At 38.8% G+C, this 22,337-nt stretch carries 17 protein-coding genes; 12 read left to right on the top strand and 5 right to left on the bottom strand.

Annotated elements, in window-relative coordinates; translation table 11 throughout:
* Nucleotides 1–66: 66 nt before the first annotated feature.
* The 4 genes from FG382_RS14155 (at nt 67) to FG382_RS14140 (ending at nt 3,825) form a co-directional block, all read left to right on the top strand.
* Nucleotides 67–1,518: a ribonuclease YeeF family protein gene (locus tag FG382_RS14155; protein ID WP_142539542.1), complete on the top strand. Its 1,452-nt coding sequence runs from the start codon at nt 67–69 to the stop codon at nt 1,516–1,518.
* Nucleotides 1,519–1,652: 134 nt separating this feature from the next.
* Nucleotides 1,653–2,279, top strand: a complete 627-nt coding sequence (locus FG382_RS23005; RefSeq protein ID WP_211356403.1) for a hypothetical protein — start codon at nt 1,653–1,655, stop codon at nt 2,277–2,279.
* Between the two features lies 1 nt (nt 2,280).
* The gene (locus FG382_RS14150) at nt 2,281–3,075 is read left to right on the top strand and encodes a hypothetical protein (protein ID WP_142539541.1); all 795 of its coding nucleotides are present in this window, start codon (nt 2,281–2,283) and stop codon (nt 3,073–3,075) included.
* Between the two features lie 312 nt (nt 3,076–3,387).
* Entirely contained in the window at nt 3,388–3,825 is a 438-nt protein-coding gene (locus FG382_RS14140; protein WP_142539539.1) for a HEAT repeat domain-containing protein, read from the top strand.
* 757 nt (nt 3,826–4,582) lie between these two features.
* On the opposite strand, the gene FG382_RS14130 is transcribed toward FG382_RS14140, so the two are convergent.
* The gene (locus FG382_RS14130; protein ID WP_142539537.1) at nt 4,583–5,320 is read right to left on the bottom strand and encodes an IclR family transcriptional regulator; all 738 of its coding nucleotides are present in this window, start codon (nt 5,318–5,320) and stop codon (nt 4,583–4,585) included.
* Between the two features lie 155 nt (nt 5,321–5,475).
* Here FG382_RS14130 and FG382_RS14125 point away from each other — a divergent pair, with 155 nt between their 5' ends.
* The 4 genes from FG382_RS14125 to FG382_RS14110 all read left to right on the top strand — a co-directional run bounded on the left by FG382_RS14125 (nt 5,476) and on the right by FG382_RS14110 (nt 10,300).
* Complete coding sequence (locus tag FG382_RS14125) at nt 5,476–6,348, top strand: dimethylarginine dimethylaminohydrolase family protein (protein ID WP_142539536.1); 873 nt, start codon at nt 5,476–5,478, stop codon at nt 6,346–6,348.
* Between the two features lie 13 nt (nt 6,349–6,361).
* On the top strand, nt 6,362–7,129 hold the full coding sequence (locus FG382_RS14120) for a dimethylarginine dimethylaminohydrolase family protein (RefSeq protein WP_142539535.1): 768 nt from the start codon (nt 6,362–6,364) through the stop codon (nt 7,127–7,129).
* A gap of 84 nt (nt 7,130–7,213) precedes the next feature.
* Nucleotides 7,214–8,638, top strand: coding sequence for an amino acid permease (locus FG382_RS14115; protein ID WP_142539534.1), 1,425 nt, complete (start codon nt 7,214–7,216; stop codon nt 8,636–8,638).
* A 63-nt stretch (nt 8,639–8,701) separates the two neighbouring features.
* Nucleotides 8,702–10,300 (top strand): M20/M25/M40 family metallo-hydrolase, encoded by a 1,599-nt coding sequence (locus FG382_RS14110; protein WP_142539533.1) that lies wholly within the window; start codon nt 8,702–8,704, stop codon nt 10,298–10,300.
* A gap of 810 nt (nt 10,301–11,110) precedes the next feature.
* Here FG382_RS14110 and FG382_RS14105 read toward each other — a convergent pair.
* Together FG382_RS14105 and FG382_RS14100 are read right to left on the bottom strand one after the other, a co-directional pair.
* A complete protein-coding gene (locus FG382_RS14105; protein ID WP_142539532.1) occupies nt 11,111–12,280 on the bottom strand; it encodes a M20 metallopeptidase family protein in 1,170 nt (389 codons plus the stop codon).
* 54 nt (nt 12,281–12,334) lie between these two features.
* On the bottom strand, nt 12,335–13,744 hold the full coding sequence (locus FG382_RS14100; RefSeq protein ID WP_142539531.1) for a YfcC family protein: 1,410 nt from the start codon (nt 13,742–13,744) through the stop codon (nt 12,335–12,337).
* Between the two features lie 354 nt (nt 13,745–14,098).
* On the opposite strand from FG382_RS14100, the gene gdhA reads away from it, so the two are divergent.
* Nucleotides 14,099–15,475, top strand: coding sequence for an NADP-specific glutamate dehydrogenase (gene gdhA / locus FG382_RS14095; RefSeq protein ID WP_142539530.1), 1,377 nt, complete (start codon nt 14,099–14,101; stop codon nt 15,473–15,475).
* A 618-nt stretch (nt 15,476–16,093) separates the two neighbouring features.
* On the opposite strand, the gene FG382_RS14090 is transcribed toward gdhA, so the two are convergent.
* The gene (locus FG382_RS14090; protein WP_142539529.1) at nt 16,094–17,794 is read right to left on the bottom strand and encodes a methyl-accepting chemotaxis protein; all 1,701 of its coding nucleotides are present in this window, start codon (nt 17,792–17,794) and stop codon (nt 16,094–16,096) included.
* A gap of 282 nt (nt 17,795–18,076) precedes the next feature.
* Here FG382_RS14090 and FG382_RS14085 point away from each other — a divergent pair, with 282 nt between their 5' ends.
* Nucleotides 18,077–18,562 carry a C40 family peptidase gene (locus FG382_RS14085; RefSeq protein ID WP_142539528.1) on the top strand — a complete coding sequence of 162 codons (486 nt, stop codon included), beginning with the start codon at nt 18,077–18,079 and terminating at the stop codon, nt 18,560–18,562.
* 51 nt (nt 18,563–18,613) lie between these two features.
* On the opposite strand, the gene FG382_RS14080 is transcribed toward FG382_RS14085, so the two are convergent.
* The gene (locus tag FG382_RS14080; RefSeq protein ID WP_142539527.1) at nt 18,614–19,705 is read right to left on the bottom strand and encodes a CdaR family transcriptional regulator; all 1,092 of its coding nucleotides are present in this window, start codon (nt 19,703–19,705) and stop codon (nt 18,614–18,616) included.
* A gap of 127 nt (nt 19,706–19,832) precedes the next feature.
* Here FG382_RS14080 and FG382_RS14075 point away from each other — a divergent pair, with 127 nt between their 5' ends.
* Nucleotides 19,833–20,957 (top strand): glycerate kinase, encoded by a 1,125-nt coding sequence (locus FG382_RS14075; protein WP_142539526.1) that lies wholly within the window; start codon nt 19,833–19,835, stop codon nt 20,955–20,957.
* Nucleotides 20,958–20,972: 15 nt separating this feature from the next.
* The gene (locus FG382_RS14070) at nt 20,973–22,316 is read left to right on the top strand and encodes a GntP family permease (RefSeq protein ID WP_142539525.1); all 1,344 of its coding nucleotides are present in this window, start codon (nt 20,973–20,975) and stop codon (nt 22,314–22,316) included.
* The last annotated feature ends 21 nt before the right edge of the window (nt 22,317–22,337 follow it).

Raw genomic sequence — 22,337 nt, 5'->3', positions numbered from 1 at the left:
AATGAAAAGATTAATAAAAATCATGAAAAACTAAGATAATAATGCTCAGACAAGGAAGGTGTTTATGTGAAGGTTTTAGATGTTAACCCTTTTCATGAAGGCTTGCAGCGCAACATTCAAATGCTTAGTCGAATAGAAGAAGAAATGAAGGCGATTCAATTGGCTGTCGATGGACTTGTTGCGATGGAAGACTCTTTTAAAGGGGAAGGGGCTCAAGCCATTCGATCATTTTATGATAATTGTCATTTGCCTTTATTGCATTTCTTTATGACTTTTAAAAACGAGTTTGATGGTATTCTTAAGCAAATGGATGCCGCACTTTCTTCTCTGGAATCAAATACGAATGGTTTTATACGTCAAAGCTTCTTACAGGAAGATGTAGAAGATGGACTAACAGAGATTTCAGAAATTACCGGTAATCTTACGGGAGAAACAAATGCCATTATGGATCAGGTTTCTGATATTGTGGCCCTTCCTCATTTAGATGACAGTGGCGTTCAAGACGGGGTCATCAATAGTCGGAAAAAAAGAGATGACACGGTGACGGCATTAGAAGAATTCGATAGTACTCAAACAAATGCACTTGGCGTAATAGAGGCTGCTCTTTTGCATATAGAGACTTGGATAAGCGATATGGAGCTTCTTATAGAGGAAGGGTTGACTGATGTAGACTTTCCAAGTGAGAACTGGAACTTGTTACAAGAGAATACGCCTATTGGAAAGTTTTATGCGCAGCATCAATTGGATTTACTAAAAGAGAACCCTAGAGTAAACGAAAACGACGTGGAAGTTTCTTCACCTATTTATACGGTGGAAGATCTATGGGAAGGAATTTTAAGTACAGTCGGGATGAATATTAATGGTTGGGAAGACAAGCCGATCAATGCCGCTGCTAGCTTGGGGGTCTTTGCTTACTCAGGGTATGTTGCTGGAAAAGAAGGAAGGTTAGCTGCCCAAGGTTTTGGTATTAAAAGAGAAGAACGTATTACTGCTAAAGGGGAAAGAAGAGTTGTGTTAAAATTGACGAAGCCTGAATTGATTGGTGTTAAAAAGAAGACCTATTCAGGTAAGAATGCTACCAATTATACGAAGATATTTAAACGTGTCGATGCTGCGACTAATGTAAAGGAATCGCTTAAATTTGCTGGAAATAAAATCGGCTATGCCGGCGTAATTGCAACTGTTGGAGGCGATATTGTACACGGCATTCAACATAAGGAGTCAGGTAGCAAAATTGCAGGAGATGTTACAGGTGATGTCGCAGTGGCTGGAGCTTCTATTGCAGCTTCGGCATGGGCAGGTGCTCAAACTGGTGCTTTAATGGGTTCTTTCGGTGGACCAGTAGGGGTTGCAGCTGGAGCAGTGGCAGGTCTTGTTACAGGGATAGTTGTAACAACTGTTTTGAGTGAAATTGATATTATGGATGTCGACAATGATGGCCAAAAGGATTCTATAGGTGATGCTATTAAGATAGGAACGAAAGGCGTTATTGATAAGGTGTCCTCTTGGTTTAGTTAGATTTAGTAGGTAGATAGAGGTGAGTTACAATAGAAAAGAATAACATAGATAAGATTGCAAAGTCTTACTTAAAGTTACAAACACCGAAAGAGAATAGATCCAATATAATTGGATTCTTTTTAATTTTTTTATACATGATTGGGATCATTCCAATCATTGGAGAACCTTTTTCCCTTCCTTTTTTGATAGCTGCAATTGTTCCGATAGCAATTATTCAAATTTGGGCTATCATTTATTTGATAGATCCGTACAAGAATGAGAAGTCCTATTATTTGTTTTTCGGGATATATGGAGTAGTGAACACCTATGTATATTTTTTAGTTATTCAGAAGTTGCTCTATGTAAACATGGGGGCAACTGGTTTATGGCCTTTCATAACAGGCATATTGTTGTTTATTCTTTTGATAGTAGGTATGAACTGGATGAATTGGAAGTCTCTATATTCGGGAACCTATCATAGATTACAGCAAAAAAGGACTATTCCTGTTAGTTGGATAGCTATTGGGGGAGCTAGTTATGTATTAGGGCAAATAGTCTTGTCTTTTATACATACAGATTCCACTTTATCCATATTTCTTATTGTATGTATTTCTTTTTTATCGCTCCTAACTGCTTTTTTTTCCATTTATATTCATCGTTATTTCTTTATTTGCAAAAACTTAGATATTGTAAAAAAGCTTTATCCGGAGTTTGGTTTGCCTAAGAGTGAGCGATATAAGAGGAAAAATAAGATAAATCGAAAGAAGGAAGGGAAGAGGTAAGATGATTCCTACTTTTACAGTAAGTGATATTTTTGTCATGATGCAAACCTTGAATACAAAGACATTAATTGGTTTTTCCGATCCCTTTATAGGTTGTTCAAAAGAACAAGTAGAGAAAGAATGGGAAAAAACCTATAAAAAGCTGCATGAGTTAGAGCTTGTGCGCTTTTCTAACGGGGAAATTGATTTAGAAGAAGGGTTTGCAAATGCTCTATGGATTATGTCTAGAACAAATTTAACGGTGGAAATATTATTAGACGGAGAAAAGAAGTCTTTATTTTATTTTAGTAAAAACAATGTAGTCGAATGCTCACAAGAAGCAGATAAGACGTATACATTATATATGCACGGGGCTCCAAGTGATACATGGAATAATGTCATCTATCCAAGAATGCTTGCAGGAGTCGATAAACAAAAAGTCTATTCCCAAGAAAAAGTGTTTGTTCCAACTAGCTATTATAATGAATGGATAAGAAAAGGCTCAGGAATAGATGAACGAAAACTAGTGCAATTCAATAAAAACGGAGATTTAAAAGAGATGAGTAAGCTTTTAAATCATTCCATCAAAAATAAAATACATAATAACCGCTTAATCATCTTTTATAAAGAACATAATGACTGGGCAATTGAGGGCCTGCATGTACTCACATCTACTACTAGCAATTGGACGTTTGAAATGATCAACGAAAACAATGTAGAGTTGCTAGTAGGAAAACAAAGCTCATCTATAGAAATTGTGGCTGAGATTTTGGATGTTCTTAGAAGAGTACAGAACCAACATGAACAAATCCTATAAAGTGAAACTTCAATCAGTGGGGGTTTTTCGACGCACAGGACGTGCTAGTGGGGACGTTGCGACATGTACGTCGCGCGTTTAGTCCCAGTCATCCCTTACTGATTGTTAGTTGAACCAATCGGGCTTTTACGGGCAGTTGATCTCCCACTTATCTTTTCGCTATTCTTAAATCTTGAAGTGGGAGTCTTACTGCTCGTTAATGCGGGATAAATGAAGATGGTCTGATAAAAATAGGAGAATGCTCGATCATAGTATATAATAGTGAGACGTGACAGTAAGGAAGAGACGAGCAAAAGAAGGAGTTTGGAATAGTTGAGTAAAAAGATCGTGAATAATGAGTTGCCAGAGAATTATGAGGAATTAAAGAAAGCGGCCAATCGAACTTCCAATTGGAGAGCCCGTTATGATGCAGTGGAGGAACTGGGAAAATACAATACTAGTCAAGTAATCGACATTATGAAATCTAGACTAGCAAATGACCCTGTATATAAAATTCAGGAGGCGGCATATCGTATTCTTCTTGAGTTTGGAGAGGAAGCTGCGCTACCTGCGCGTAAAAAGTTTGAAGTGATTAAAGGCGCTAATAAAGTCTTCGTTCGCGTGAAAAAGAGTTTACCAGCAGATCATTCCTTTGAGGACTTCGCAACAAAGTTAAAAAGAATGCGAATCGATGTGTATGACGCATACGAAGGTGAAAAAGGTTCTGAGTTCAAAGCTTGGCTTGAAAACGAATGGGCTAACTTGAAGTAAAATAAAGAAATAGTTTCGGATCATAAATAGAAAGAGAGCAACTTGTCGAATAGACGGTTGCTCTCTTTTTTGATTCTAGGAACTCGAGATTATTGAATTGGTGTTACCGAAATATTTCACCGTATAGGAAAACTGCGTCGTAAAGAGATACGGCAAAGGCAATTGATTTCCGCTCCAGGCGGACGCTTACCGCGGGGCGGGCGGTGAGTCTCCTCGTCGCACGCTCCTGCGGGGTCTCACCTGTCCCGCTGATCCCGCAGGTGTCGCCGCCTTGCGCTTCAATCAATAGAACTTGCTGACTAATCCATAATTAAAGGCAAAAAAGTTATTTAATTTATTTACAACTGTCGAGCAGTTTCTTATTTAGAATCATTTTATGTTCAGTATAAATTATAGGAAAGGTTACTATTAGCCATTCAAGCAATGGCAGCTCCCAATAATGATCACAATCGCTAGATAGTCTTTCTTAATCCACTAATCAAAGGTTTTCACCCATAGAAAATGCAACATCGTACTAAATTTAGTGTCTCATTATGGAGTAAATAGCAAACTCTATTGGATTGTATCGAAGGGGTGGCGACTCCGGCGGGAACAGTACGAGCTGAAAGCCCCGCAGGAGCGGGAGCTCCGAGGAGATTGAAGCCGTGCCCGCGGAAAGCAACACCCTGTAGCGAAAATTTTAGTGGTTCTTTACTAAATTTCTTACTTCACAGTTTCCCTATATTGCATACTCTATCCATTTCATTTGACGGTTATCTTAGTGATTAGATCTTAATTTTGTAGATATATTATTGCCGGTCTCCATTACTTTGCTTATCAGGAATGCGAGACGTTCTTCTGTTAGGTTGAAGCTGACAACACCAACACTTACTGCCCCGATAATTTGACCAAGGCTGTCTTTAATAGAAACTGCGACAGAAGAGGTGCCTTCCGTTCTTTCAGAGTGACTTATTGCATAACCCTGTTTCGTAATTTGGTTGAGTGTTTGTAGAAAATCAGGAATTTTGTCGGCAGGTACAAGCTCTGACAAAATACTTTCAGATTGAGTGCTATGCATTGCTGCAAGCATTGATTTATTGGCAGCACCGATATGCATAGGAATACGTAATCCGAGCTGATCGTAAATTCGGATAGAATTGTTTTCGCTATCTATTCTTTCGACAATCATCGCTTCTGTTCCAACGGGTTTACTTAAATAAACACTTTCCTCTAATTCCTTCGAGAGTTTTTCTAACTCTGGTCGGATTTTACTAACATAGTCTATCGTATCGTACACTTTTAAACCATATTCCAACCAAACGATGCCAAGACGGTACAATTTGGAATGTTCATCTTGCTCGACCATGCCTTGTTTAATCATTGCTTGTAACAATCTGTGCATCGTGCTGAGTGGAAGCTCGCATTGTTTGGATAGCACGGAAATGCTTACACCTTTTTCATTGGTATGCGATGCTAAAACTTTTGCAACTGTCATAGCACGTGTAATGGATTGCATATATAGGTCACCACCTGTTTATTTATTATTTTAAAATAATGCGTTTTAAATTTTCGAAATACATTGACATCATATCATGAAACACATATATTTTAAATATAAACTTTCCGTTAATCAGAAACGTTTTCCGATATGCGGAAAAAAGGAGGTTAGAAATGTCTTATAATTCATCTATGTATAAAAAATTAGAAAGAGTGATTGTAAAACATCCGAACGAAGCTTTTATCAGTCAAGAACATCTATCCGATCAGTGGAAAACGTTCAATTATCTAGAAGAACCTGATTTTGACGAAGCGGTCCGTGAATATCAAGCATTCATCGACATTTTAGAAAAACATGTTCCTCAAATTGATTATCTTCCAGCAACAGACAAAGTAGGATTAGATTCTATTTACGCTCATGATCCCGTAAAGTTTACGCCAGCAGGTGCCATTATTTTAAAATCAGGTAAACAGTTAAGACAGCCAGAAGCAGCTATTTATAAAGAATTTCTTCAAGAAAAAGAGATTCCTATTATCGGAGAGTTAACTGGTGATGCAGTGTCTGATGGTGGAGATATTGTTTGGTTGGATGACAAAACATTAGTAGTAGGGCGTGGATACCGTACGAATGATGAAGCCATTCGCCAATTAAAGGAAATGACAGCACCATATGTAGAAGAGTTCATCGTTGTGCAGCTTCCACATGATCAAGGGGAGGCGGAATGCTTACATTTGATGTCTTTCATAAGCATGGTCGACAAAGACTTGGCGGTAGTACATTCACCATTGATGCCAGTATTTTTCCGCCAGCTACTAATGGAGCGTGGTATTCAATTAGTAGAAGTACCAAAGGCAGAATACGATAATCTCGGCTGTAATGTGCTGGCGCTTGCACCACGTGTTTGTGTATTAGTCGAAGGCAATGAATCTACGAAACAACAATTGCTAGATGCAGGAGCAACGGTATATGAATACAAGGGACGCGAAATCAGTGTGTTAGGAACTGGTGGTCCAACATGTCTGACAAGTCCAGTTATACGAAATTAAGGGGGAAAATAAAATGAGTAAATTTCAAAAAGTAATCGCAAAAACACCTGGTAAAAGCTATGTAGAAGGGTTAACTACATCTGATCTTGGAAAACCGGATTATGATAAATTACTAGTGCAGCATGAGGCTTATGTAGAAGCTTTGAAAAAGTGCGGAGTAGAAGTAACACTTCTTTCAGCGAGTGAAGAATTTCCAGATTCAACATTTGTGGAAGATGCTGCTGTACTAACTGCAGATTTTGCGGTTGTGACGAATCCCGGTGCGGACTCTCGCAATGGAGAAATCGTAGAAATTGAAAGCGTTTTAAAAGATTTTTATAAAAAGTTTCATTATATTAAATCACCTGGCACTCTTGATGGTGGGGATATTCTTCAAGCGGATAATAAATTCTATATCGGAATTTCAGAACGTACGAATGAAGAAGGAGCACGTCAGTTAAAAGAAATTTTAGAAAGCGAAGGATTTGAAGCAACAATCATTCCTCTGCAAAAGTTCTTTCATTTGAAAACAGGTATCGCATATTTAGGAAATAATAAAATGGTCGTAGCAGGTGAATTTGTCGATCATCCAGCATTTGATGCATACGATAAAATCGTTATTTCCGATGAAGATGAATACTCAGCAAACTGTATTCGTGTAAATGATTATGTGATTATTCCACAAGGATATAGCGAAACCAAACGTAAAATCAACGAAGCAGGCTACGAAACAATTGAACTTGATATGTCTGAAGTACAAAAGCAAGACGGGGGTCTTAGCTGTTTATCTTTGAGATTCTAATTTGGGGAAAATATATTAAAAGATTCTTACTGGTGCCAGTGTACCAGTAAGAACCACTAAATCGTAATAGGGGAGGGAAATAGTATGTCTAATATTGGGGAACAATCACAGCATGATGTATTAAATCGTTCGATGAAAAGCCGTCATTTATTTATGCTTTCACTTGGAGGGGTAATTGGGACGGGTTTATTTTTAAATGCTGGCTATACGATTAACCAAGCTGGTCCTGGGGGAGCTATTCTTGGTTATTTATTTGGTGGTCTAATCTTATATATGGTCATGGTTTGTCTAGGGGAGCTAGCTGTTTATATGCCGGTTACGGGATCCTTCCAAACATATGCGACAAAATTTATAAGTCCTTCTGCGGGATTTTCACTTGGATGGATGTATTTTGTAGGATCCGCTGCTACAGCTGGGGTGGAATTTACTGCAGCCGGGATACTTATGCAGCATTGGTTTCCTGATGTGCCGATTTGGATATGGTGTGCCATTTTCATGATTTTATTATTTGCTTTGAATGCGCTTACAACAAGAGCTTTTGCGGAGGCAGAGTTTTGGTTTGCAGGTATTAAAGTTGTTGCGGTAATCCTGTTTATCATTATTGGGGCTGCAGCAATTTTTGGGATTATTCCATTGGAAGAAAGAGCTACACCATTCGCTACTAATTTAGCGCCTACAGGACTGTTCCCTGCAGGGATTGTTATTGTTTTCGTGACGATGATGAATGTTATTTTCTCTTATCAAGGATCAGAATTAGTAGGTATTGCAGCGGGTGAGACAGAAAACCCGGAAAAGAATATTCCGAAAGCTATTCGAACAATTCTTTTTAGAATCGTCGTGTTTTATATTGCTTCTATTATCGTATTATCGGCTATCTTCCCAGCTTCTGAACTTGGGTTGCTTGAAAGTCCATTTGTAACCTTAATGAATTTAGCTGGAATTCCATACGCTGGTAGTATTATGAACTTTGTTATTTTGACAGCTATCTTGTCTGTTGGAAATTCTTGCTTATATGCATCTACTCGACTATTATGGTCAATGGCAAAAGAAGGAATGGCACCAAAAGTATTCAGTCGTTTATCTAAACGAAAAGTTCCGGTAACTGCTTTAATATTTACGATGGCTTTCTCCTTATTGTCATTACTTACAAGTGTAATGGAGGCAGATACAGTATTTGTATTATTAATGTCGATAGCCGGGATTTCAGTTACTATTTCGTGGATGGGAATTGCTACATCCCAGCTCATGTTCCGACGACGTTATATTAAGGATGGAGGAAAAGTCGAGGATTTAGGGTATAAAGTTCGATTTTATCCATTGGTTCCAATATTTTGTATAGCGTTTTGTTTATTAATATTAGTATTTTTAGCATTTGACCCTACACAGCGAGTAGGTTTATATTATGGGGTAGGTTTTTTCATCGCTTGTATGCTATTCTATAAATTAAGATTAGAGAAAAAACATCAAAAAGAAGCCTTGGTAAATACTAAAGTTGTTCAAGAAAACTAACATATGTTTTCTGAATATTAGTAATCATTGCATAAGGCATTTGCAACAAAGGAGAAATAGAGAATGAATCAATTATTATGGAGTACACCAGAAACACTTCGGGAATTGTTATGTGAACTTGTTAGTTGGGATAGTATTACGCTAACAGAAGGGGAAACTACTTTTGCTCCGAAAGCATTGGATAAGTTAAGAGAATTAAAGTATTTTCAAGATCACCCGAGTCATCTACAGTTGCTTGATGCAGGACTAGGAAGATATGCAGTAACTGCATTATATAAACACCCAGAAGCGGTTGAAACAGTTGTTTTGATCAGCCATTTTGATACGGTTCAAACAGAGGAGTATGGTGCTTTACAGCCACTCGCATATTTTCCAGAGGAGCTAACGAATAAATTAATGGAAGATCCAAGCGATTTACCCGAGTCAGCTCGCATCGATTTAGAAACTGGGAAGTATCTATTTGGTCGTGGCACGATGGATATGAAAATGGGTCTTGCACTTCATATGCAATTGATAGAAAAAGCAACTGTCGAAGAATGGCCGATCAATCTTGTGTTGACTACTGTTCCAGATGAGGAAGTGAATTCTGCCGGGATGCGTGCAGCGGTAACACAGCTAGTACGTCTACGTGAGGAATTTGGGTTAACATATAAATTGTTTTTAAATAGTGAGCCATCGTTTTCTCAAAACCCAACGGATATTGCGGAGTATATTTACTCAGGAACAATCGGTAAAATTATGCCCGCAGCTTTGTTTTATGGAAAAGAAACACATGTTGGGGAGCCGATGAAAGGAATGACGGCGAACTTTATAGCATCTTACTTGACCCAACGTATGGAGTGGAATTCACTTTTCCGTGAAACGGATTTAGGCGAAAGTACGCCACTACCAGTTTCCTTGCAGCAAAAAGATTTGAAGATGTCTTATTCAACACAAACTCCATACCGTGCAGTAGCTTTATATAATGTGTTCTTATTTAAACGTACGGCGGCGGAAGTGATGGATCTTTTTGAACAGGTCACAACAGAGGCTATGGATGCGCTTAATACCGATTATCAAAGAATTTGTCAACGTGAGGACGTAAAGGGTGTAGGAACAGTTAAAGTATTACGATATGAACAATTGCTTGCCTATGCAACTCAAAAATTAGGAGCAGAGGAAGTCGAGCGCTTGAAACAGGAGGCGCTTATGCAGGAGGATTGGGACGATCGTGAAAAATCCTTGCGTATTGTTGATAACTTAATGATTCAGTGCCAAGAACTAGCGCCAGCGACTGTCATATTATTCACACCTCCTTACTACCCAGCGGTCAATACATCCAATGATCCGTTAATTGTAGAAGCTGTAGAGTTGCTGAAGAAATCGGGACAATCGTTCAATAATAAAATTGATCAAATCCACTACTTTAACGGCATTTGTGATTTAAGCTATGTAAATTATGATGATTCAGGCAACGGCTGGACTGCCTTTGAAAGTAATACACCGGTTTGGGGAGACACATACAGTATTCCATTTGAAGATATGGCGCAGCTAAAAGGTCCAGTGCTTAATGTAGGTCCATTTGGTAAAGATGCACACCAAAGAACAGAGAGACTGCATGTAGATAGTGCTTTTGTTGAAATGCCAGTCATGCTAGAAACACTTATTAAAAGCCTTTACTAATAGAAATAGTGGCTCCATCATTTGTTGATGGAGCCACTTTTTATGGTATAGGAAATTATAAGTTCAATGGCGTGTCGATCAGTTTAGGGAAATTGTGCGGTAAAGAGACATGGCAAAGGAAATTGATTTCCCCTCCAGGCGGACGCTTACCGCGGGGCGGGCGGTGAGCCTCCTCGTCGCACGCTCCTGCGGGGTCTCACCTGTCCCGCTGATCCCGCAGGTGTCGCCGCCTTGCGCTTCAATCAATAGAACTTGCTGACTAATCCATAATTCAATGCAAAAAAACTATTTAATTTATTTACATCTGGCAAGAAGTTTCTTATTTAGAATCATTTTATGTACAGTATAAATTATAGGAAAGTTGCTATTAGCCATTCAAGCAATGGTAGCTCCCAATAATTGATCACAATCGCTAGATAGTCTATCTTATTTAACTAATCAAAGGTTTTCACCCATAGAAAATGCAACATCGTACTAAATATAGTGTCTCCTTATGGAGTAAATAGCAAACTCTACTCGATTGTAGCGAAGGGGTGGCGACTCCGGCGGGAACAGTACGAGCTGAAAGCCCCGCAGGAGCGAGAGCTCCGAGGAGATGGAAGCCGTGCCCGCGGAAAGCGTCCACCCTATAGCGGAAATCCAAGCGGACACTTCATTCAACTCACTACCGCGCAGTTTCCCTATAATGTGCATTATTCGAGTTAAGTTGAATCTAATTTTAATAGTTGATTGCTTTCACTAACGATTTGGTTGCTCTCCATGACCGGTTAGTTGGTTAAAGCTAATTACTGAATTGGAATCTCTATCGAATTAATTGTTCTCCGCAATACCATCTCTTAAATAATCGAGTACTCCAGTCGTAAACAGCTCGACACCTACAGAGAGCATATCTTCGTCAATATCAAACTTTGGATGGTGATGTCCGTATGGAGCCTCTTCTTTACCAACACCAATAAACGTAAATGACGCGGGAATTTTATGTGAGTAGCAAGCAAAGTCCTCGGCACCTAAAATCGGATCGATTTCCACAACCTTTTCTTCACCAAAAAGGGAAACAGCCGTTTTTTGAATAAAAGAGGTTAATGCTTTGTTATTTAATACAGGTGGATCCCCGTGAAAGTACTCTACTTTACAGGTTGCACCAAACGATCTACATACACCATCTACAATGTCTTCCATTCTTTTTCGGATGAGCAGAGATGTTTCCATATTAAAATAACGAACAGTACCAGAAGCATACGCTGTATCTGGAATTACATTATAAGTTGTACCCGAACTTAATTCGCCAATACTTAACACAGCTTGATCGATCGCTTTAATATTGCGGCTGACAATGGTATGTAGCTGCGTAATAATATGTGAGATAACAAGCGTTGGATCAATAGTTTCTTCCGGCATCGATCCATGTCCTCCTTTTCCATAAATAGTAATGGAAAAACGATCAGCACCTGCCATAGTAGGACCTGGACGAACTCCGATTAGACCAGATTTCAAAGGTTGCCATAAATGATAACCGAAAATGGCATCTTTGTCGTCCAGAAAGTCAGTTTTCACAATTTCACCAGCTCCTCCTGGAACTGCTTCTTCCGCATGTTGGAATAAAAGATGAATCGTACCATGTATAGCTGACGTATTGCTGACTAGTAATTTAGCGATACCGAGTAAAATGGACATATGTCCGTCATGTCCACAAGCGTGCATAACTCCTTTATTGACAGAAGCGAATGGAAGGCCCGTTTCTTCTAGTATAGGTAAAGCATCCATATCGGAACGAATAATAACTGTCTTTCCAGGATGTTCTCCGTGCACAATACCGACAACGTCTTTACCAGTTATGGAATATGTCTCGATTCCTAGAGCGTGTAATTGTTTTGTTATATAGGTTTTTGTGGCAACTTCTTCATGGGAAATTTCTGGATGTGTGTGTAAGTAACGTCGTTGTTCAATAACCCATTTTGTTAAATTTATATCTGGTTTCATTGTTTTAGTTCCTTTCCATTAAATAAAACCCCCGCGAATCGAGGGGGAATGCTATTAAGAAAATCCTATATAATGTGCGATGGTAACGAAAATTGCCCCTAACACATAGTGAATCAAAATAAGAGGGAAGATCCATTTAACCCATTTCACCCAAGAAATTTTGGCAAGTGCAAGTCCTGCCATGAAATATCCGGATGTCGGTGTGAATATATTAGATATTCCGTCACCAAACTGGAAGGCAAGAACAGCCGTTTGGCGAGTTACTCCGACTAGATCAGAAAGCGGAGCCATAATCGGCATTGTTAAGGCTGCCTGTCCACTACCGGATGGAATAATATAATTGAGTAAGCATTGAACCATATACATACCAAACGCTGCAAAACCAGCAGGCATGTCACCAATGACAGAAGAGAATCCGTATAAAATAGTGTCCATAATTTTACCATCTTGAAGAACAACTAATATTGCGTTTGCAACCCCGACTACTAATGCCCCCATTACAAGCACTCGACATCCTTCGATGAATTGCTCTGAAATTTGACTGAAGTTCATCTTTCCTACTAGCCCCATTAGGATACCCATAAATAAGAATAACCCGGCAATTTCAGATAAATACCATCCAAATTTAATAACTCCGAATGCGAGTGTGACAAGTGTTCCAAGTAAAATAACAAAAATTATTTTGTGACGGTTCGTTAGCGTTAGGATAGTATCAGGAATTTTGAAGCTATCACTATCTGTATCATTATAAAGTGCACTTTTAGTTGGATCTTTTTTAATCTTTCGTGCATAACGCATGACATACCAAATACTTACTGCCAGAAATATAACAAAAAATAGAATTCGTAAATGAAGACCGGAGAATAAAGGAACTTCGGCGATGCCTTGAGCCACTCCAACTGTGAAAGGATTCATAAAGGCTGCTGTAAATCCTGCTGAAGTTCCAAGAAGCACTACAGCCGTCCCTACCATAGAATCATATCCAATTAAAAGCATTAAAGGAACTAAAATTGTAATATAAGGAATTGTCTCCTCTGCTAAACCAAGCATTGCGCCAGATAGGCCGAAGAAAGTCATAAGAATCGGTATAATTAAAATTTCTTTCCCTTTCATTTTTTGCGCGATCGAACCAACTGCTGCTTCAATGGCACCAGTTGCTTGCAAAATACCAAAAGAACCTCCAACGATGAATATATAGAAAATGATACCTGCCGAATTCACCATTCCTTTATGTACCGCTTGGAAAATCGACCAAAAGCTTGCAGGAGTAGAAACGGTTTCTTTATATGTATCCGCTACAACAATCGTTCTACCTGCTTCGTCCACCATCCGCTCATACTCACCTGACGGAAATATGTAAGTGGAAATTGCCGCTACAATAACGAGCGAAAATAATATGACATATACATGTGGAATAGATGGTTTCCACTTTCTTTTAGATGTTGGCGTATTAACTGTTTCCATGTTTATTCCTCTTTTCTTAACTTTCGCTATATAGTCATTAATTTATTTATTATAAAGTGAAAAAAGCTGACAGATGTTTTTCAGAAAATTTTTAATTTACGATAGAATGTATAATGTATACAAGTGAGATGATAGAGTGATTAGTAGTATTAATAATTTTCTCGATTGATTGATACCTCAAGAGCTTGTAAACAGAAGTCTTTTCTTTGAATTGAATGATTTTTTAAGGTTGTTTTAGCCGTATAATTGTTACATTTTATGTATAATTATTATACTGCTATTATCTTTATGTTGAATGTTTTTAGAAGATTCGAGATAATAGATAAAAGAATGAATACGTTAGGGGCAAAATATATGGATTTATTGAGAGAACAGGAACAAAAAAGTAGAGCAAATGATTATGTGCATGAGGTTTACGAGCTAGTGAAGAAGCGTAATCCAGGTGAGAAAGAATTTTTGCAGGCAACACGTGAAATTTTTGATTCGCTTCGTCCTGTTTTTTTTAAGCATCCTGAGTTTATGCATAATGGTATTTTGGAACGTATTACGGAGCCTGACCGAGTAATTTCTTTTCGTGTTGCTTGGGAAGATGATACAGGCAAGGTGCAGGTGAACCGTGGTTTCCGCGTGCAATTTAATAATAGCATTGGACCCTATAAAGGAGGAATCCGGTTCCATCCGACCGTAAATAGCAGTATTATGAAGTTTTTAGCCTTTGAACAAACATTCAAAAATGCCTTGACTGGTATGCCAATAGGTGGAGGGAAGGGTGGCTCGGATTTTGATCCGAAAGGAAAGTCATCGCGTGAAATTATGCGTTTTACCCAAAGTTTTATAACCGAGCTAAGCAAATACATTGGAGCGGACATGGACGTACCTGCGGGAGATATAGGCGTTGGAAAACGAGAAATTGGTTATATGTTTGGGCAATATAATCGCATTAAAGGTGGCTTTGAAGCAGGTGTTTTCACTGGTAAGGACCCAAATCATGGCGGTAGCTTAGGACGTAAAGAAGCGACTGGTTATGGCTGTGTTTATTTTGTGGAAGAAATGCTAAAAGGTAATGGTGATAGCTTCGCTGGAAAAAAAGTAATTGTTTCCGGTTCTGGAAATGTCGCAACTTATGCGATGGAGAAGTCAATTGAGTTAGGTGCAACTGTACTAGCGTGCAGTGATTCTAGTGGCTACATTTATGATCCAAAAGGAATAGATGTGGAAACGGTGAAGAAATTAAAAGAATTCGACAATAAAAGAATACAAGAATATATAAAGTTTCATAAACATGCCGTGTATCATGAAGGCTGCAACAATATTTGGACGGTTGCTTGCGATATCGCTTTACCTTGTGCGACGCAAAATGAATTAGAAGAAACAGATGCAGTGTTGCTTATTGCAAATGGTGTAAAGGCGGTAGGAGAAGGCGCTAATATGCCTTGTACAGAAGAAGCGGTTCATGCACTCCAAACAAGTGGTGTCTTATTTGCACCAGGGAAAGCAGCTAATGCTGGGGGTGTGGCGGTTTCTGCAATGGAAATGTCACAAAATAGCATGCGCCTGTCTTGGACTGTAGAAGAAGTGGATGAAAAGCTACAAGTCGTCATGAAAGATATTTATAAAAGCTGTTATGATGCGGCCGCAGCTTACGGAGCACCTGGTAATTTCGTAGTCGGTGCAAATATTGCAGGCTTTTTAAAAGTAGCAGATGCCATGGTTGCACATGGTATTCATTAATAGATAGAGTAAAAAACTCGCTTTCCTATATAGGAAGCGAGTTTTTATTTTGCTAAAGTAAAGATCGATATTTCATACTAGTAATGTTATTTCTTAGTGAAATGCAGTATAAAGAAACTGCGACGTAAAGAGATACGGCAAAGGCAATTGATTTCCGCTCCAGGCGGACGCTTACCGCGGGGCGGGCGGTGAGCCTCCTCGTCGCACGCTCCTGCGGGGTCTCACCTGTCCCGCTGATCCCGCAGGTGCCGCCGCCTTCGCTTCAATCAATAGAACTTGTTGACTAATCCATTAATCAAAGGTTTTCATCCATAGAAAATGCAACATAGTACTAAATTTACTGGCTCATTATGGATTAAATAGCAAACTCTATTGGATTGTAGCGAAGGGGTGGCGACTCCAGCGGAAACAGTACGAGCTGAAAGCCCCGCAGGAGCGAGAGCTCCGAGGAGATTGAAGCCGTGCCCGCGGAAAGCGTCCGCCCTGTAGCGGAAATCCCAGCGGACACTTCATTCAACTCACTACCGCACAGTTTCCCTATTATGTCTGACAATCCCCTAATATTAATATTGTCTATTTTGCACATTGGAAAATAGACAGGCTTTTTCCTTCTCATATTTACAACTTAAACTTGCCAACAATTTCTTGAAGCTCTTGTGCCATATGGCTTGTTTCGTTTGAGCGGCTTGCTACATCGTCGATAGAAGCAGTTGTTTGTTCGGTCGCTGCAGAGATAGATGTAGTTACTTCTTCTATTTCGCGAATAGATTCTGTTAGTTGCTGAATAAGCTTCACAACTTGCTTGGAATCTTCCGCCTCGCTTGTTGCTTTGCTAGAGATCGTGGAAATTTCTTCTACAGTTTTTGCAACTTCCGTCGATATATCACTTAATGATTGAGACGTTTGTAATACAGTAGTCGAACCTGTTTCGATTAGTTTTGTACTTTCTTCCGTAGAATTTACAACAGATAGAATACTTGCTGTAATATCTTGCACAATCATTTCGACTTGGTTCACTTCGTTATTCGATTGTTCAGCAAGCTTTCGAACTTCTTCTGCAACTACGGCAAAGCCTTTTCCATGTTCCCCTGCGCGAGCCGCTTCAATGGACGCGTTTAATGCTAGTAAATTAGTTTGAGCAGCAATTGCGGCAATAGAGCCGGTAATATGTTGAATTTTCTTTGTTGCTTCGTTTAAACGCAGAATGGTATCGCCTGTTTCAATAGAAGCTTTTCTTATTTTGTCCATATCACGACTAATTTCACTTGCTCGAGTTAAACCTTCTTCTGCTGTTGCCATCGTTGTTTTGGAATTTTGAACACTCATATCCGCCGTTATTTTAGAGTCTTGAAGATCTTCTGCAAGCGCCTGTAAAATGGTGGATGATTTTTCGGCTGTCAGTGTGCCATCTGAAACTGATGCAGCAGTTTCACTCATATTCGTTGCAACTTGATGCACCGCATCTTTCATTTCATTTAAAGAAGCTGCAGTTTCTTCTGCATTTTGCGTAAGTTGAGTAGAAGTCGTTTGAACGGTGCCAATAATCTCGCGAAAGTTTCCAGCAAGTCTATTAAGAGTTTTACTTAAATCCCCAACTTCATCTTTGCTTGCAAAGTTTGTATCTTTCACAGAAAGATTACCTTTTGCAATTTCACCTGCATGGGCAATAAGTACCGAAAGAGGTTTCGTTTTTCTTCTTATCAAAAATAGCGTAATGATAGAAGCAAGAATCATAGGAATTAAACTAGTAAGTATCCCTTTACTAACGACATCCCATGTGCGGTCTCCTACGATAGATGCGTCGAAATCAATTACGCTAATCGCGATGATCTTACCAGCTGGATCGTGGTTTTCATAAATTGGTGCATATCCAGAAAGACGCTTCATACCACCGAATTCGTATATATCCGAATAAGTAGGATGTCCCATTTTAACGAGCATCTCCGTTGCTTCTTTATCTATATAAAACTGATCGCCAGCCTTGTAACCATCTGCTTTCAAATGATCGTCCATTGCCAATAACTTTCCGTCTAAATCAATAATGTACTGCGTTTCAAAAATATCCTTATGTGCAGTAGTCCAGTTTAGTTGCTTACTAACAGCTGCTACTGCTGTTGCATCCCCAGCTAATAGTTTCTTCATATCAGAAGGATCAATCAAACCCGTGGTAATATTGGCGCATCCATAAGCTTCAATCCCAGCCGCTTTATATAACTCATCATAAGCAGTTTTATAAGTAGCGATTGAAGTAATTAACAGCATCGCAACGATTATTCCAACGATAATCGATCCTAGATGTACTGTTAGTGTGTTTTTCATAATACAATTCTCCCCTGTTCCTAGGCCATACCTAATCATTTATATATACTATTTATACCATAGGAACAGGTATAAAAGATATATATCGATTGAATGTTTTATTACGAATAAATGACTAGTTGAAATAGAGATTTGAAAACTAACAGAAGATTACTGTAATAGTTTTGTTACACAACTGTAAACTCACTAAAGTTTATAACGTGTTAGTATGGGTATAGAGAAATTTGCAATTACTAGTTTAGTAGAATTTTTCAATAATCATCTTTTGGAGGAACATAAGTTTTGACTTCTTTGTTTAAAAAAATCATCACAATCTTTAGTTTAACTGTAGTTTTAGCCGCGGGAACATTTGCAGGAAATACAGAAGCAGCAAGCACTGTAGCATCCAATGAAATAGTATCAAGTGCGAAAAATTTAATAGGAATTAAATATCGTTATGGTGGAACAACGAAAGCAGGATTTGATTGTTCAGGTTTTATCGGATATATTTACAAAAACAATGGTGTTAACCTTCCGAGAACGGCAGCAGGAATGTACAGCACGGGTACATCAGTGAAAAAAGCAAACTTGGCTGTGGGAGACTTAGTTTTCTTCAATACATCAGGTAAAGGTGTTTCTCACGTTGGAATGTACATAGGTAGTGGCAAATTCATTCATGCATCAACATCTAAAGGTGTAAAAGTTGATAAAGTAAATGACCCATATTACTGGGGTAAAAAATACGTAGGCGCTAAAAAAGTTGCTAACGTATCATTAGCTAAAAAATAACCATACGAATAAACCGTTTCAGCGCAAGAGGCTGAAACGGTTTTTTATTTGTCAGGAAAACTTATATCCATCTAGCATCCATAAGGCAATTTGTAACACAATAGCGTCCTGGAACAAGGCTGGGTTGTATCCAGTTAAATCATGAATCTTTTTAAGGCGATAAGTAAGCGTATGGCGATGAATTTCTAAGTCTTCTGCACAAATTGCAAGCTGCTGATTGCACTTAAAATAAGTATGTAAAGTGAGAAGTAGCTTTTCGTCTAATGCACCTACTATTCGATTAGTAAAATTCTTCGATTTTTGTGAATCTCGTCTTTTTAATAACGAATATAGTTCAACTTCTTCAAAATAAATAATAGATTGCTCTCGTTGTCCATATTCAAGCGCAATTCTTGCGGTTTGATAGGAATGGTGTACTTGATCGAGTGAATGGACGACTTGACCTACTGAGATTGGCACTGCATTGTATTTCTTAAGTGTATGAGCTAGTTGGTTTATTTTTTGTTGAAATGCTTTTTCGTTTAAACCAGAAGTAAGGATGAAATGTTCTTTTAACTGATAATGCCCGACTAAAATAGAATCATGGTGGAAGTAATGTTCTATTCCTTGTAGAATCGTTTGATAGGATTTAGATTCTGGATCGAGTTCCATCATTATTGTATGAAAGGGAGGTTTGTTTTGAAAACCTATTTTATTTATTCGTTCAAAAATGACTTTTTGTAATGGCTGTCCACTCATTAATTCCTTAAAAACAATCTCTTGCATTTTTCTTTCCCACTCACGTTCCGAGGCGATCAAGGCTTGGTAAACCATCATTTCCGTAGTAAGTTGAACAAGTGTTGCTATTTCCTCAATCTCTTTCGGATTTCCTGTAATCCCTATAACGCCGACTAATTCTTCTTGAAAAAATATAGGCATGTTAATACCAGGTTTTGTCTTAGGAAATAAATGATTATTTTCCTCTGTTATAAGTAAAGGCTCTCTCGTTTCTGCAACGACAACAGCCCCTTCATGTATACTATCAACGCGTAAGCTATCTCCGGAAGCTAAAATCATCCCATTTGTTTGAATGACGTTAATATTTCGGTGTAGCCTTAGCATCGTTTGTTCAACGATTTGATTGGCAAGCTGTTTTGTAATCATTAGAACCTCCATCAAGTATAAAAAATAAGCTGTTATAATACAGATAAATTGTACTTTAAGTATAATGCAAAAAATAAAAACTATCAATATACTTAAGTGTAAGCGCTTAACTATAAGAGGTGATTGAATGAAAATCGTTGTTAGTCCTGATTCTTTTAAAGGTTCATTAACTGCAATGGAAGCGGCTCGTGAAATAGCTGCAGGTATAAGGGAAATGGATTCAGCAATCCAAACTGTACTACTCCCTGTAGCAGATGGTGGGGAGGGGACTCTGGAACCGCTTATCATGGCAACAAATGGACATACGGTTCCAGTTAAAGTGCATGATCCGATTGGAAGACCAGTCCAAGTAGAATACGGTGTCCTTGGAGACGGAGAAACATGTGTGATCGAGATGGCTAAAGCATCTGGTTTAACTTTACTAAAAGATGATGAAAAAAATCCACTCATTGCGTCGACTTTTGGTACTGGAGAGTTGATATTGCATGCACTCGATCACGGATACAAAAAGTTCGTGGTTGGTATCGGAGGAAGTGCGACAAATGATGGTGGAACAGGCATGTTACGTGCTCTAGGAATGAAATTTCTAGATGAAGCAGGAGAGGAAATAGCAGAAGGTGCTAAGGCGTTAGCTAAGTTACATAATGTGGATGATACAAATTTCGATAAAAGAATTAAAGAAGCGCATTTTATCATTGCTTGTGATGTGGATAATCCATTTATAGGTCCTAAAGGAGCAACTGCTGTCTTCGGACCACAAAAAGGGGTTACTGCTGATTTAGTGGAAGTACTCGATCAAAACCTATTCCATTTAGCGAACAAAATCGAGGATGTAACTGGTATTGCACTCCACGAGAAGGCAAGTGCGGGTGCAGCCGGCGGATTAGGTGGGGCATTTCTTGCGTTTTTCCCAGTAACTTTAAAACCAGGAATCGAAGTAGTAATGGAAGCTATCGATTTTAAAGCGCAAGTAGGGGGTGCTGATTTCATTATTACAGGAGAAGGTAAATCAGATGTTCAAACTCTTTCCGGTAAAGCACCGATAGGTATCGCAAATGTAGGGAAAGAAATGGGGGTTCCGGTCATTTTACTTTCAGGCTTTATAGAAGAAGAAAGTAAATTACAATTATCTTCTTACTTTTATAAGCTTGCAAGTGTTGTCGGCGATACCGTTTCTAAAGAACAGTCTATTGAACAAGCGGGCTACTTTTTACGTATAAGAACGAAAGAAGTTATGCAATCCATTTTATAAAGAGGGGTGTATTAAATGTTGTTTTTTGTGATTTTAGTTGGGGTTCTTTTAGTAGTAATATTGACAGCGGTGTTCAAATTGCACCCGTTTTTAGCTCTTTTAATAAGTGCATTTTTTGTAGGAATCGCATCTGGTATGCCTTTACTTACAGTTGTGGAAAATGTGAATACCGGTTTTGGCGGTTTGATGACAAGTATTGGGATTGTGATTGTTGCTGGTACAATTATAGGGGTTATTTTAGAAAAATCAGGTGCTGCTTATCGTATGGCAGAAGTAGTGCTTCGTATTTTAGGAGAAAAACGACCGCAGCTAGCGATGTCGATTATCGGCTATATCGTATCCATTCCAGTTTTTTGTGACTCTGGATTTATTATTTTATCAAGCTTGAAAAAATCATTGGCAAAACGTGCAAAAGTAAAAGTCGCTTCTATGGCGGTTGCGTTATCCACGGGATTATATGCAACACATACATTAGTTCCTCCAACACCAGGTCCTATTGCAGCAGCAGGTAATATTGGAGCAACGGACTACCTGGGTACAATCATTTTAGTTGGTTTGTTTGTAGCAATACCAGCAGTTATAGTAGGGTATATTTGGGCAGTTAAAGTGGGCTCGAAAATTGAAGTAGAAGCGGATCATGAAGAAGCACTTGACTATGAAGAAGTCATCAAGTCTTTTGGGAAAATGCCGTCAACCTTTAAAGCATTCCTACCAATCGTATTGCCGATTGTGTTAATTGGATTAGGGTCTGTAGCTGCGTTAACGGGAAGTGACTCAGGGCTTGCGCAAGTTCTGCAATTTTTAGGAGCACCGACTGTAGCATTATTAATCGGGGTTTTTGCGGCATTCTTGTTATTGCCTGAAATCAATGAAACGACTTTGTCTGGATGGATCGGCGAGGCATTAAAAGAAGCAGCACCTATTTTATTGATAACAGGAGCTGGAGGCGCATTTGGTACTGTCATTAAAAACTCAGGTGTTGCTGATCAATTGCAGCAAATGGACTTAGGGGCACTTGCAAATGGTGCCTGGTTCTTACTGGTACCATTCTTAATCGCAGCAGCTCTAAAAACAGCGCAAGGTTCTTCTACAGCAGCTCTTGTAATTACATCATCGCTAATCGCACCAATGCTTCCAACGCTAGGTATTGAAGGTGCACTGCCACTTGCTTTAGTTGTAATGGCAGTAGGTGCAGGGGCGATGACAGTAAGTCATGTGAACGATAGTTTCTTCTGGGTAGTTTCACAATTTAGCGGTATGAAAGTAACAGATGCGTACAAAGCCCAAACAATGGCTACTTTACTACAAGGTGTTACGACAATAATCGTCACAATGATTATTTGGTTTATACTCGTTTAATAGAATCATATAAACGTTTAA

Source organism: Psychrobacillus lasiicapitis, assembly GCF_006861795.1.
Classification (GTDB): domain Bacteria; phylum Bacillota; class Bacilli; order Bacillales_A; family Planococcaceae; genus Psychrobacillus; species Psychrobacillus lasiicapitis.
Note: the sequence above shows the minus strand (reverse complement) of the source record. Positions and strands in the feature narration are given on the sequence as shown.

What these genes read in the sequence shown, in the direction of transcription:
- FG382_RS14075 (WP_142539526.1), top strand. Translation starts at nt 19,833, where the DNA reads ATGAAAATCGTTGTTAGTCCTGATTCTTTTAAAGGTTCATTAACTGCA.
- FG382_RS23005 (WP_211356403.1), top strand. Translation starts at nt 1,653, where the DNA reads ATGATTGGGATCATTCCAATCATTGGAGAACCTTTTTCCCTTCCTTTT.
- FG382_RS14080 (WP_142539527.1), bottom strand. Translation starts at nt 19,705, where the DNA reads ATGATTACAAAACAGCTTGCCAATCAAATCGTTGAACAAACGATGCTA.
- gdhA (WP_142539530.1), top strand. Translation starts at nt 14,099, where the DNA reads ATGGATTTATTGAGAGAACAGGAACAAAAAAGTAGAGCAAATGATTAT.
- FG382_RS14150 (WP_142539541.1), top strand. Translation starts at nt 2,281, where the DNA reads ATGATTCCTACTTTTACAGTAAGTGATATTTTTGTCATGATGCAAACC.
- FG382_RS14130 (WP_142539537.1), bottom strand. Translation starts at nt 5,320, where the DNA reads ATGCAATCCATTACACGTGCTATGACAGTTGCAAAAGTTTTAGCATCG.
- FG382_RS14110 (WP_142539533.1), top strand. Translation starts at nt 8,702, where the DNA reads ATGAATCAATTATTATGGAGTACACCAGAAACACTTCGGGAATTGTTA.
- FG382_RS14070 (WP_142539525.1), top strand. Translation starts at nt 20,973, where the DNA reads ATGTTGTTTTTTGTGATTTTAGTTGGGGTTCTTTTAGTAGTAATATTG.
- FG382_RS14100 (WP_142539531.1), bottom strand. Translation starts at nt 13,744, where the DNA reads ATGGAAACAGTTAATACGCCAACATCTAAAAGAAAGTGGAAACCATCT.
- FG382_RS14115 (WP_142539534.1), top strand. Translation starts at nt 7,214, where the DNA reads ATGTCTAATATTGGGGAACAATCACAGCATGATGTATTAAATCGTTCG.
- FG382_RS14090 (WP_142539529.1), bottom strand. Translation starts at nt 17,794, where the DNA reads ATGAAAAACACACTAACAGTACATCTAGGATCGATTATCGTTGGAATA.
- FG382_RS14125 (WP_142539536.1), top strand. Translation starts at nt 5,476, where the DNA reads ATGTCTTATAATTCATCTATGTATAAAAAATTAGAAAGAGTGATTGTA.
- FG382_RS14105 (WP_142539532.1), bottom strand. Translation starts at nt 12,280, where the DNA reads ATGAAACCAGATATAAATTTAACAAAATGGGTTATTGAACAACGACGT.
- FG382_RS14120 (WP_142539535.1), top strand. Translation starts at nt 6,362, where the DNA reads ATGAGTAAATTTCAAAAAGTAATCGCAAAAACACCTGGTAAAAGCTAT.